This is a genomic window from Streptomyces sp. Ru72, assembly GCF_002920635.1.
GTDB lineage: Bacteria > Actinomycetota > Actinomycetes > Streptomycetales > Streptomycetaceae > Streptomyces.
Window position 1 is genome coordinate 51,509 of record NZ_PQSR01000017.1, and the last position, 12,582, is coordinate 64,090.

Consider the following 12,582-nt stretch of genomic DNA (forward strand, 5'->3'; position numbering starts at 1 on the left):
AACGTAGGTGGACGGCATGAACACCGAGCGCCCGGAGGTGAAGATTCCGGTGTGGCCCCGGTGGACGTCAGTAGACGTCCCGCACGTACCGCTTCTCCGCTGCCAGCTGCTTCACGTAGGCCGCCGCCTCCGCCTCGCTCAGGCCGCCGTGCAGGACGGCGATGTCCCGCAGCGCCTGGTCGACGTCCTTGGCCATGCGGGAGGCGTCCCCGCAGACGTAGAAGCGGGCGCCCTCCCGGAGCCAGTGCCACAGCTCGGGGCCGTGCTCGCGCATCCGGTCCTGGACGTAGACCTTGGCGCGCTGGTCGCGGGAGAAGGCGGTGTCGAGACGCGTGAGGACGCCGTCCTCCCGCAGTTTCGTCAGCTCCTCCTCGTAGTAGAAGTCGGTGGCGCGGTGCTGCTCGCCGAAGAACAGCCAGTTCGGCGCGGTGTGCCCGAGTTCGCGGCGCTCTTGAAGGAAACCGATGAAGGGGGCGACCCCGGTGCCGGGCCCGACCATCACCATCGGGGTCGAGCCGTCCGCCGGCGGCCGGAAGTGGGGGGAGCGCTGCACGAAGACCGGCACCGGCGCATCGGGCTCCGCGTCGGCGAGGAAGCCGCCGCACACCCCGGCGCGGGGACGCCCGCGCAGACTCTCGTAACGCACCACGGACACGGTCAGCGACACCCGATGGGGGTCGACGAGCGGGCTGGAGGAGATCGAGTACAGCCGCGGCTGCAACCGCTTGAGCACTTTGGCCCATTCCTCGGCCGAGCCCCGTACCGCGTACTCGGCCGCCACGTCGACGGCCTGCCGGCCCCAGCACCAGCGCGCCAGGCCGTCCTTGTTGTCCGGGCGCAGCAACTGCCGCAGCTCCCGGTCGTCCCGGGTGCGTTCGGCGACGAAGCGCAGCAGGTCCGGGGTGATCCGGGTGATGTCGAGATGCCTGAGCAGGGCTTCGGCGAAGGGCACCTCGCCTGCTCCCGCGACCTCGACGGCGGCGGCGCGGTCGATGCCCGTCACCTCCAGCCACTCCTCCACGAGCGCGGGGGAGTTGACCGGACGCACCCCGAGCGCGTCCCCGGTCTCGTAGGTGAGGCCGGTCCCGCTGGTGTCGAAGGTGAACCGGCGCACCTCCTTGCCCGCTCCGGGCAGGCTGAGCAGTCGGTTGCCGACGAGGCGGGCGGTGGCCGGGGCGGGTTTGGCCGGCTTCGGCTGCACGGGGGCCGCCGCCGGGGCGCCGCCGAGCGCCGCGAGGACCGACTCGAGCCAGGCGCCCGCCGACGGCTCGTAATCGGGTTCGCAGTCGGTGCGCGGCGCGAGGCGCACCCCGCCCAGCTCCTGCAGGCGCGCGTCGAGGCGGCGCCCGTGTCCGCAGAAGTCGTCGTACGACGAGTCGCCGAAGGCCAGCACCGCGAAGCGGACACCGTCCAGGCGCGGAGCCTCATGACCGGAGAGGGCGTCCCAGAAGCCGGAGCCGTTGTCGGGCGCGTCGCCGTCGCCGAACGTACTCGTGATCAGCAGCAGATCGGCGCCACGCGGGAGTCGGCCCACGTCGGCCTCGTCCATGCCGACCAGGGTCGCCCGGTGCCCCGTCGCGGTGAGCCGCTGGGCGGTCGCCGTGGCGAACTCCTCCGCGTTCCCGGTCTGCGAGGCCCACAGCACGACGACCTCACGGCCGGCCGGCTCCCGCTCCTTCGGCGCGCCGCCGGCCCGGGAGTACATGCCGGCGAGGACGCCGTTGACCCACAGGGCGTGCTCCGGGCTGAAGGGCGCGTCCGGCGGCAGCACGGGCACCCCCGGGGCGCCGGAACCGAGGCCCGCGAGGAAGCCGGTGAGGTACTGGCGCTCCTGGGCGCTCAGGACCGGTGGAGGGGCGGGGGTGAGGCCGAAGGGGTCGGCGGCGCTCGGGGCGACGGGCACCGGGACCCCCGTGACCGCCGGGACGGGGGCCGCCGGAGGGCTCGCCGGCTCGGCCACCTTCGCCAGTGCCACCGCGCACACCTTGAACTCCGGCTGGAAGGAGACCGGGTCGAGCGCATCACTTGTCACCGCGTTGACGCTCAGATACTCGCCGAAAAGGTCGTTCCAGTGGAACGGGGCGAAACAGCACCCGGGCCGCACCCGGTCCGTCACCACTGCCGGCAGTACGGCCCGCCCGCGCCGCGAGGCCACCTCCACCCGGTCGCCGTCCGCGATCCCGAGCGCGGCCGCGTCCTCGGGGTGCACCTCCACGAAGGGCCCCGGGTTGAGCTTGTTGAGCTTCTCGACCTTCCCCGTCTTGGTCAGCGTGTGCCACTGGTGCTGCACCCGCCCGGTGTTCAGCAGGAACGGGAAGTCGTCGTCCGGCAGTTCGGCGGGCGGCAGGTGGGGCCGCGCGTGGAACACCGCCCGGCCGCTCGGGGTGGGAAACGTCAGCCCGCCGTCGACGTACCGGATCGGATTGCGCGCCGGACCGTCCTCCTGGGCGGCGGGCCACTGCACGGGCCCGGTCCGCAGCCGGTCGTAGGTCACCCCGCGCAGGTCCCAGCCCGTCTTCGGGTTCCAGGCGCGCTTGATCTCCTCGAAGACCTCCTCGGCGCTGTCGTAGGAGAAACCCTCCGCGTACCCCATCTCGCGCGCGACCGCCGCGATCAGCCGCCAGTCGGCCATCGCCTCACCGGGCGGGTCCAGCGCGGGCCGGGCGAGGGTGAGCCCGCGCTCGCTGTTGACGAGGACGCCCTCCGCCTCGGCCCACAGCGCGCCCGGCAGGACCACGTCCGCGTAGGCGTTGGTCTCGGTCTCGGCGAAGACGTCCTGGGCGACGACGAACTCGGCGGCCTCCAGGCCCTCGATAACCGTCTTGCGGTTGGCCACCGACGCCACGGGGTTGGTGCACATGATCCAACACGCCTTGATGTCGCCGTCCGCCATCTTCTGGAACATCTCGACGGTCCCGCGCCCCACCCCGTCCGCACGCACCGTGCCCGGCCGGAGCCCCCACAGCTCCTCGACGAACGCCCGCTCCTCCTCCACGAGCACCGACCGCTGACCCGGCAGCCCCGGCCCCATGTAGCCCATCTCGCGGCCGCCCATGGCGTTGGGCTGCCCGGTCAGCGAGAACGGACCGCTGCCCGGACGGCAGATCGCGCCGGTCGCGAGGTGCAGGTTGACGAGCGCGTTGGTGTTCCAGGTGCCGTGCGTGGACTGGTTGAGCCCCATGGTCCAGCAGCTCGTCCACTCCTTGGCCTCGCCGATGAGCCGGGCCGCCCGGCGGATGTCCTCCTCGGCCAGGCCCGTGATCCCGGCCACCGCGGCGGGCGTGTAGTCGGCGAGGAAGGCGGGCATCGCCTCCCAGCCCTCGGTGTGCCGGGCGATGAAGTCCGCGTCCGTGTGCCCGTTCTCGTGCAGCAGGTGCAGCAGCCCGTTCAGCAGGGCCAGATCGGTGCCGGGCCGGATCTGCAGGAAGAGGTCCGCCTTCGCGGCGGTCGCGGTGCGCCGGGGGTCGACGACGATCAGCTTGGCGCCCGCCTTGACCCGGTCCATCAGGCGCAGGAAGAGGATCGGATGGCAGTCGGCCATGTTCGAGCCGATGACCAGGAAGACATCTGCCCCGTCCAGGTCGTCGTACGATCCCGGCGGCCCGTCGGCGCCCAGCGACAGCTTGTAGCCGGCGCCCGCGCTCGCCATGCACAGCCGCGAGTTCGACTCGATCTGGTTGGTCCGTACGAAGCCCTTGGCCAGCTTGTTGGCGAGGTACTGCGCCTCGAGGCTCAGCTGGCCCGACACATAGAACGCGACGGCGTCCGGACCGTGCTCGTCGACGATCTCGCGCAGCCGGCGGGCGGTCTCGCGCACGGCCGCGTCCACGGGAGCGGGCACCGGCTCCGCGCCCCGGTCGTCGCGCACGAGCGCCGTGGTCAGCCGCCCGGGCGCCGCCAGCATGTCCGCGGTGGTGGCGCCCTTGGTGCACAGCCGGCCGCGGTTGGCCGGGTGCTCCTTGTCGCCGGACGCCTTGACGACACGACGGCGGCCGTCTGGACCGGTCGCGACGTCGAGCACGATCCCGCAGCCGACGCCGCAGTACGAGCAGACGGTCCGTATCTGCTGCGTTCCGGGGCTCGTGGTCATGCCGACGACCGTACGAATTGCCCGTTACGCGGATGTCACGCGCCGCGATCTTGGGCCGTTACGCGCGCTGCACACCGGGCACGGGGCCGGTGTGAGGCGACGCCGGCGTGGTACTGGAGGGGCGCCGTCCGGCCGAAGTGACCGAAGGGAGTGTCGCGGTCCGTGTCGCTGTTGGGCCGAACGGGTGACCATGCGCAACAATTGCCCGGTGCAGACGATGAGTGCGAGCCGACACGGGGAGGGCCGGTGAACAGCCACGATGTCACCGACGAACAGTGGGAAGGGCTCGCTCAGGTCGTTCCGCTGCGGGGCCGGGACGCCTGGCCGTCAGCGGTCGACCACCGCGCGCTGCCCGAGGCGCAGACCGAGGCGCGCCGCCGCTTCGTCGTCCTGAGGGTCAATGTGTTCGCGGACGCCCGCGACGTCGCCGAGACGCTGATGGCGGGCGTCCCGGTCCTGCTCGACCTCACCGGCGCGGAGACGGACGTCGCCAAGCGGGTCCTGGACTTCAGCACGGGCGTCGTCTTCGGCCTGTCCAGCGGGATGCACCGGGTGGACCGCAACGTGTTCCTGCTGACGCCGCGGGGCACGGAGGTGCGGGGGCTCATGGAGGAGGCGGGGGTTCCGGGGGCCTGAATCGGGGTGTGGGTCCCCGACGGGCCCGCCCGGTCGCTCGATCGTAGGAAGTCCGCGGGGCCGGAACGGTTCGCCGGTCGGCGGGCGACCTACGGTCCCGGATATGACCCTGTCACCTGCGCCACCCGTGCCCGCCGCCCCTGAGCAGGACGCCGCCGCCGGCCCGCGTCCGGACCGGCCGTGCGTCACCGAACTGCGGCTGTCCGCCTTCGCCGGGCATCGACGGGCCACCTTTCCACTGGGCCCGCTGACGCTGTTCACCGGGCCGAGCGGTTCGGGCAAATCACGCGCGTTGCAGGCGTACGCGGCGCTCGCGCGGCTCGGCGGCGGTGCGGAGCTGGCCGAGGTGTTCCCGGACCCGGTGGCCTGTGTCCCCGAGCGGGCGCGGCCCGACGCCCAGTGGCGGCGCGGCTTCCGGATCGGCTGCACGGCCGACGGCCCGCAAGGACCCGTCCGGCTCGACGTCGCCGTGCAGGCCGAGCCCGAACTGCGCATCGTCGGCGAGCGGTTGACGTCCGGCGGTCTCGTCCTGCTGGAGACCGCACTGCGCGACCCGAGCCGCCCGGTGGTGCAGGCGGCCTGGCACACCGCCGGTGCCACCCCGGTCACCCGGGGGCCCCTCCCCGACGACCGTCTCGGTACCGCCCTGCTGCCGCTGCGCGTCGCGGGGAAGACCGACGGCCAGCGCCGGGTGCTCGACGCCGCCGAGCAGATGGTGGTCGCCCTGCGCTCGGTCTTCGCCTGTGACCCGAGCCCCCGCCGGATGCGCGTCCCCGTCCCGCTGGGCGCGGGCCGGCTGCTGCCGGACTGCTCCAACCTCGCGGACGTCCTGTGGCGCACGCGCGCGGAGTGCGGCAGGCGGCACGCCCTGCTGACGGCGGCGGTCGCCGCCGGGTGCGCGGGGGAAGTCGTCGACCTGCTGGCGGAGTCGCTCGGTGACGGCACGGTCCGCGCGCTGCTCGACCGGGGCGACGGCCGGCGCACCCCGCTGAAGCTGCTGGGCGACGGCGAACTGCGGTACGTGGCCCTGGCCCTCGTCCTGCTCACCGGCCCGGGTGTCCTGGAGGTCGACCCGGTGGGAGAGGTGCCGGCGGCGCTGCAGACCCTCACGGTCCTGGCGGACGGCTTCGACCGCCGCATGGACCGGCTCCAGGCACGCGAACTGCTCCGGCTGGCGGCACGGATGTGCGAGCGGGGCCACATCCGGCTGGTGGGCGCGGTGAGCGAGCCGTCCCTGGCGGCGGGGGCGGACGGCGCGACGGTGGTAGACCTGAGCGCGTGACAGAGGAACCCGGGCAGCCCAAGGACCTGACCGTGGCGCGGCTGCAGCGCCGGCTCGCCGACTTCGCGACCGCCCGCGCCTGGCAGCCGTACCACACCCCCAAGAACCTGGTGGCGGCACTCAGCGTGGAGGCGTCCGAACTCGTCGAGATCTTCCAGTGGTTGACGCCGGAGGAGTCCGCGCGCGTCATGGAGGACCCGGACACGGCCCACCGGGTCACGGACGAGGTCGCGGACGTCCTGGCGTACCTGCTCCAGCTCTGCGAGGTACTGGGCATCGACGCGCTGGCGGCGCTGGACGCGAAGATCGACCGCAACGAGGAGAGGTTTCCGGCGCCCGGAAGGGAGTGATCACAAAGGCCCGGATCGTCACTCTCCGGAGTCATAGAGTTGTCCACATCCCCCTGGTTGTCCACAGATTTCGTACCAGCTCTGGCTTTTCGGCCCGACTGCTCTCACTCTGGGTAGTGGACACCGGAGTGCGGGCAGACGTGCGGAAGCGTGCGTCGGACAGAGCGGGGGCAGGGCATGGATGCGGTGCGGCTCATCACGGCGAGCAGGCGCGCCCTGGCGGGGAGCGAGGACGGGCCGAGGATCATGGCGGAGGCGTGGCAGGCCTACGCCCTGGCACAGGCGATCGGCAGCCGCCTGGCGGTCTCGGGCCCACCCGAACTGCGCGGCGAGGCACTGGGGCTGACAGAGCTGGCGGGCAGGGGCTGCGGCGTGCTGGACACGCCGCCCGTCGACGTGGCCGATCTGCGCGCGGCCCGGCTCACCGAGCTGGGCGACGCCCGCACAGCACTCCTTGACCTCGGCTCCCTCCTCATGGAACTGGGCATGGCCCTCGTCGCGGTGGCGAGCGCGGCGGACGACGAGAGCACGTACTGGCAGTGCATGGAGGCGATAGACGCGGCGGACGAGTCGAGGGACCGGGTCAAGGAGATGCTGCGCAGACTGGCGGCGAGAGACGGGGACATACGCGAGCGGGACCGGGCGCCGGGCTGAGTGACGGCACCGTTCGACCGGGCCCGGGCAGGAGTGCGGCGGCTCAGCCTCGGTCGCCGTCGCCGGTCTTCGGTCCGCGCAGCTCCGCCCCCAGTTCCGTCAGGTCGGCGGTGAGCGCCGCCATCAGCCTCTCCATCCGCTCCAGCAGCCCCTCGGGCTGCCCGGAGGCGGCTTCGTGCGGCACCCCGCCGGGGGACACGGCTTCCTGCGACATGTGCTGGGACAAGCGACCTCCTCGGCCTGACGCCCCCGGACGCGGCCGCCGGCGACGGGTGCCGGGCGGTCCGGCTCCGCACCAGCAACGATCACCACAGGACACGGTCACCGATCATCCGCACATCGGTCCGTCGGATGGACCGATTTTCACCCGCCCGGGGCCGGAGGGCGGCGGCGGGACGGTTCGGTCGACCGGTGAGCGACCGTGCAGGATGGAGGTATGGATCTTCGCATCTTCACCGAGCCCCAGCAGGGCGCCACCTACGACACGCTCCTCGCCGTCGCCAAGGCCACCGAGGACCTCGGCTTCGATGCCTTCTTCCGCTCCGACCACTATCTGAAGATGGGCACCGTGGACGGCCTCCCCGGCCCCACCGACGCCTGGATCACCCTGGCGGGCCTCGCCCGTGAGACCAAGCGCATCCGCCTCGGCACGCTGATGACCGCCGCCACCTTCCGGCTTCCCGGCGTCCTCGCCATCCAGGTCGCCCAGGTCGACCAGATGTCAGGCGGACGCGTCGAGCTGGGCCTGGGCGCGGGCTGGTTCGAGGAGGAGCACCGGGCGTACGGCATCCCCTTCCCGAAGGAGAAGTTCGCCCGCCTCGAGGAGCAGCTGGAGATCGTCACCGGGCTGTGGGCGACCAAGACCGGCGAGACCTTCGACTTCCACGGGAAGTACTACGACCTGACCGACTCGCCCGCCCTGCCCAAGCCCGCCCAGGACAGGATCCCGGTGCTCATCGGGGGCCACGGCGCCACCCGCACCCCGCGGCTCGCCGCCCGGTACGCCGACGAGTTCAACATCCCGTTCGGGTCGATCGAGGACAGCGAGCGCCAGTTCGGCCGGGTCCGGGCCGCCGCGGAGGAGGCCGGACGACACCCGGACGCCCTGACGTACTCAACGGCACTCGTGGTCTGCGTCGGCAAGGACGACCAGGAGGTGGCGCGCCGTGCCGCCGCGATCGGCCGCGAGGTCGACGAGCTGAAGGCCAACGGCCTGGCCGGCACCCCGGCCGAGGTCGTCGACAAGATCGGCCGGTACGCGGAGATCGGCGCCCGGCGCGTCTATCTCCAGATCCTCGACCTGGACGACCTGGACCACCTGGAGCTGATCTCCTCCCGGGTCCAGTCTCAGCTGAAGTAATCCGGACGCCCCCAAGAGGTGTGCGCCCCGCCCCGCGGGCGGGGCCGCACGGTTCGAAATCCGGTGGTACCCGGTGCCCCGGGACCGGGAGACTCAGGGCATGTTCCTGACCATCGGCACTACCGGCACGCCCGAACGCCCCGCGACCGACCTCGGCTTCCTGCTGCACAAGCACCCCGACACCGCGCAGGCGTTCTCCACCTCCTACGGCACGGCGCACGTCCTCTACCCCGAGGCGGACGCCGAGCGCTGCACGGCCGCGCTGCTGCTGGAGGTCGATGCGGTGGCGCTGGTGCGCAGGGGCAAGGGCAAGGGCCGCGGCGGTGCACCCGACGCGGCGCTCGCGCAGTACGTCAACGACCGCCCGTACGCGGCGTCCTCCCTGCTCGCCGTGGCGCTGAGCAACGTGTTCTCCACCGCGATGAGGGGCGTGTGCAAGGCCCTGCCGGGGCGCGCCGAGCAGCCGCTGCCGTTGCGCATCGAGATACCCGCGCTGCCGGCCCGCGGTGGACCCGACCTCGTACGGCGTCTCTTCGAGCCGCTCGGCTGGGCGGTCACCGCCGAACCGGTCGCGCTGGACGCCGAGTTCCCGGAGTGGGGCGACTCCCGCTATGTGCGTCTCGTTCTGGAGTCCGACACCCTGACCCTGGCGCAGGCCCTGCGACACCTGTACGTGCTGCTGCCCGTCCTCGACGACGCCAAGCACTACTGGGTCTCCTCCGAGGAGGTCGACAAGCTGCTGCGGGCCGGTGAGGGCTGGCTGCCCGACCACCCGGAGCAGAAGCTGATCACCAGCCGCTACCTGGCGCGCCGCTGGTCGCTGACCCGGCAGGCGATGGAGCGGCTGGAGCTGGTACGGCTCGCGGAGGCGGACGACAGCGAGGTGGAGGAGATCGACAACGCGGTCCGGGAGGCCGACGAAGCGGTCGAAGGGGCCGACGACGCGGTCGAGGAGGCCGGCGGCGCGGTCGAGGAGGAGACCGGGACGGAGGAGAAGCCGGTCCCGCTCGCCGTGCAGCGCAGGGAGGCCATCGTCGCGGCGCTGAAGGAGTCCGCCGCCGCCCGGGTCCTGGACCTCGGCTGCGGACAGGGCCAGTTGGTGCAGGCACTGCTGAAGGACGCGCGGTTCACCGAGATCGTCGGTGTCGACGTGTCGATGCGGGCGCTCACCATCGCCTCCCGCCGGCTGAAACTGGACCGCATGGGGGAGCGGCAGGCGTCCCGCGTCAAGCTCTTCCAGAGCTCGCTCGCGTACACCGACCGCCGGCTCAAGGGCTACGACGCCGCCGTGCTGAGCGAGGTGATCGAGCACGTCGACCTGCCCCGGCTGTCCGCCCTGGAGTACGCGGTGTTCGGCGCGGCCCGCCCGCGCACGGTGCTCGTGACCACGCCGAACGTCGAGTACAACGTGCGCTGGGAGAGCCTGCCGGCCGGCCACATGCGGCACGGCGACCACCGCTTCGAGTGGACGCGGAAGGAGTTCCGCGCCTGGGCGGACCGGGTCGCCGAGCGGCACGGATACACCGTCGAGTTCCGGCCCGTGGGCCCCGACGACCCCGAGGTGGGGCCGCCCACGCAGATGGCCGTGTTCACCACGGCCACCGGGACCACCACCGCCACCAACACCACGACCACCGCGAAGGAGGGGAAGGCGGCATGACCGTGACCGAGACCGAGGGGCGCGCCCTGCCCGTCACCGACCTCTCCCTCGTGGTGCTGATCGGCGCCTCCGGATCGGGCAAGTCGACCTTCGCCCGCAGGCACTTCAAGCCGACCGAGGTCATCTCCTCGGACTTCTGCCGCGGCCTGGTGTCCGACGACGAGAACGACCAGAGCGCCACCCGGGACGCCTTCGACGTCCTGCACTACATCGCCGGCAAGCGCCTCGCGGCCGGCCGTCGCACCGTAGTGGACGCGACGAGCGTGCAGCAGGACGCCCGCCGTCAGCTGATCGATCTGGCGAGGCAGTACGACGTCCTGCCCATCGCGATCGTGCTGGACGTACCGGAGGAGGTGTGCGCCGAGCGCAACGCGGCCCGCACCGACCGGGCGGACATGCCCCGCCGGGTCATCCAGCGCCACATCCGCGAACTGCGCCGATCGCTCAGGCATCTGGAGCGCGAGGGTTTTCGCAAGGTGCACGTCCTGCGGGGCGTGGAGGAGGTCGAGAACGCGACCGTCGTCACCGAGAAGCGCTTCAACGACCTGACACACCTCACCGGCCCCTTCGACATCATCGGCGACGTCCACGGCTGCTCCTCGGAGCTGGAGGCGCTGCTCGGAAAGCTGGGTTACGTCGACGGGGTGCACCCCGAGGGCCGTACGGCGGTCTTCGTCGGCGACCTGGTGGACCGCGGCCCGGACAGCCCGGGCGTGCTGCGCCGCGTGATGTCGATGGTGAAGTCGGGCGACGCGCTGTGCGTGCCGGGCAACCACGAGAACAAGTACGGCCGGTACCTCAAGGGCCGGAGCGTCCAGCACACCCACGGACTCGCCGAGACCATCGCGCAGATGGAGGGCCAGAGCGAGGAGTTCAAGCAGCAGGTACGGGAGTTCATCGACGGACTGGTCAGCCACTACGTCCTCGACGGCGGCAGGCTGGTCGTCTGCCACGCCGGCCTGCCCGAGAAGTACCACGGCCGCACCTCAGGCCGGGTCCGCTCGCACGCGCTGTACGGCGACACCACGGGCGAGACGGACGAGTTCGGGCTGCCGGTGCGCTACCCGTGGGCGGAGGACTACCGGGGCCGGGCGGCGGTGGTGTACGGCCACACGCCCGTCCCGCAGGCCACCTGGTTGAACAACACGATGTGCCTGGACACCGGCGCGGTCTTCGGCGGCAGGCTGACCGCGCTGCGCTGGCCTGAGCGGGAGCTGGTCGACGTACCGGCGGAGCGGGTCTGGTACGAGCCGGCCCGGCCGCTGGCCACCGAGGCGCCCGGCGGCCACGAGGGCCGTCCGCTGGACCTGGCGGACGTGCACGGCCGCAGGGTGGTGGAGACCCGGCACGCGGGTCGCGTCTCGGTCCGCGAGGAGAACGCGGCGGCGGCCCTGGAGGTCATGAGCCGCTTCGCGGTGGACCCGCGTCTGCTGCCGTACCTGCCGCCGACCATGGCCCCGACGGCCACGTCGCACGAGGAGGGCTACCTGGAGCACCCCGCAGAGGCGTTCGCCCAGTACCGGGAGGACGGCGTCGAGCGGGTCGTGTGCGAGGAGAAGCACATGGGGTCGCGGGCGGTGGCTCTGGTGTGCCGGGACGCGGAGGCGGCGGCCAAGCGCTTCGGCGTCGCAGGCCCGACGGGTTCGCTCTTCACACGCACGGGCCGCCCGTTCTTCGACGACGAGTCGGTGACGGAGCAGATCCTCGACCGGCTGCGCACGGCGATCGGCGGCGCGGGCCTGTGGGAGGAGCTCGAGACGGACTGGCTGCTGCTCGACGCGGAGCTGATGCCGTGGTCGTTGAAGGCGTCGGGGCTGCTGCGCGGTCAGTACGCGGCGGTGGGCGCCGCCTCCGGTGCCGCCTTCCCGGGCGCGCTGGCCGCGCTGGAGGGCGCGGCGGCCCGGGGTGTCGACGTCGCCGGCCTGCTGGCACGCCAGCGCGAACGTGCCGACGACGCCGCGGCGTTCACGGCCGCCTACCGCCGCTACTGCTGGACGACGGACGGCCTTGAGGGCGTCCGCCTGGCTCCGTTCCAGCTGCTCGCGGTGCGGGGCCGCAGCCTCGCGGCCGTGCCGCACGACCAGCAGCTGGCGCTGATCGACCGCATGGTCGAGCACGACGGAACCGGCCTGCTGCAGACGACCCGCCGTCTGTACGTCGACACCGGCGATGCGGAGTCGGTGCGGGCCGGGGTCGACTGGTGGCTGGAGCTGACGGGCCGGGGCGGTGAGGGCATGGTGGTCAAGCCCGTTCAGGCGCTGGTCCGCAGCACGGCCGGCCGCCTGGTGCAGCCGGGCGTCAAGTGCCGTGGCCGCGAGTACCTCAGGATCATCTACGGCCCGGAGTACACGCGCCCGGACAACCTCGCCCGGTTCCGCCAGAGGTTCCTGAACCACAAGCGCTCCCTGGCGATCCGCGAGTACGCCCTGGGCCTCGAGGCCCTGGACCGCCTGGCGGAGGGCGAACCGCTGTGGCGGGTGCACGAGGCGGTGTTCGCGGTGCTGGCCCTGGAGTCGGAGCCGGTCGACCCCCGCCTGTGACTCGACCGCG

The 12,582-nt window shown here is 72.6% G+C and carries 9 protein-coding genes; 7 read left to right on the forward strand and 2 right to left on the reverse strand.

The window, feature by feature from the left end; genetic code table 11:
* Positions 1-67: 67 nt before the first annotated feature.
* A complete protein-coding gene (locus tag C3488_RS11150) occupies positions 68-4,090 on the reverse strand; it encodes a bifunctional nitrate reductase/sulfite reductase flavoprotein subunit alpha (protein WP_103839214.1) in 4,023 nt (1,340 codons plus the stop codon).
* Between the two features lie 246 nt (positions 4,091-4,336).
* Here C3488_RS11150 and C3488_RS11155 point away from each other — a divergent pair, with 246 nt between their 5' ends.
* The 4 genes from C3488_RS11155 to C3488_RS11170 all read left to right on the forward strand — a co-directional run bounded on the left by C3488_RS11155 (position 4,337) and on the right by C3488_RS11170 (position 7,012).
* On the forward strand, positions 4,337-4,726 hold the full coding sequence (locus C3488_RS11155; RefSeq protein ID WP_103839215.1) for a cell division protein SepF: 390 nt from the start codon (positions 4,337-4,339) through the stop codon (positions 4,724-4,726).
* Positions 4,727-4,829: 103 nt separating this feature from the next.
* A complete protein-coding gene (locus C3488_RS11160; RefSeq protein WP_103839216.1) occupies positions 4,830-6,008 on the forward strand; it encodes an AAA family ATPase in 1,179 nt (392 codons plus the stop codon).
* A complete protein-coding gene (locus C3488_RS11165) occupies positions 6,005-6,358 on the forward strand; it encodes a nucleotide pyrophosphohydrolase (protein WP_181138967.1) in 354 nt (117 codons plus the stop codon). The genes C3488_RS11160 and C3488_RS11165 overlap by 4 nt, the downstream gene beginning before the upstream one ends.
* A 177-nt stretch (positions 6,359-6,535) precedes the next feature.
* Positions 6,536-7,012 carry a DUF6099 family protein gene (locus C3488_RS11170; protein ID WP_103839217.1) on the forward strand — a complete coding sequence of 159 codons (477 nt, stop codon included), beginning with the start codon at positions 6,536-6,538 and terminating at the stop codon, positions 7,010-7,012.
* A gap of 43 nt (positions 7,013-7,055) precedes the next feature.
* Here the strand turns inward: C3488_RS11170 and C3488_RS40085 are convergent, their stop codons facing one another.
* The gene (locus C3488_RS40085; RefSeq protein WP_146067853.1) at positions 7,056-7,238 is read right to left on the reverse strand and encodes a hypothetical protein; all 183 of its coding nucleotides are present in this window, start codon (positions 7,236-7,238) and stop codon (positions 7,056-7,058) included.
* Between the two features lie 210 nt (positions 7,239-7,448).
* Here C3488_RS40085 and C3488_RS11175 point away from each other — a divergent pair, with 210 nt between their 5' ends.
* The 3 genes from C3488_RS11175 (at position 7,449) to C3488_RS11185 (ending at position 12,572) form a co-directional block, all read left to right on the forward strand.
* Positions 7,449-8,372, forward strand: a complete 924-nt coding sequence (locus C3488_RS11175) for an LLM class F420-dependent oxidoreductase (RefSeq protein ID WP_103839218.1) — start codon at positions 7,449-7,451, stop codon at positions 8,370-8,372.
* A 100-nt stretch (positions 8,373-8,472) separates the two neighbouring features.
* Positions 8,473-10,032 carry a 3' terminal RNA ribose 2'-O-methyltransferase Hen1 gene (locus tag C3488_RS11180; RefSeq protein ID WP_103839219.1) on the forward strand — a complete coding sequence of 520 codons (1,560 nt, stop codon included), beginning with the start codon at positions 8,473-8,475 and terminating at the stop codon, positions 10,030-10,032.
* Entirely contained in the window at positions 10,029-12,572 is a 2,544-nt protein-coding gene (locus C3488_RS11185) for a polynucleotide kinase-phosphatase (protein WP_103839220.1), read from the forward strand. The genes C3488_RS11180 and C3488_RS11185 overlap by 4 nt, the downstream gene beginning before the upstream one ends.
* The last annotated feature ends 10 nt before the right edge of the window (positions 12,573-12,582 follow it).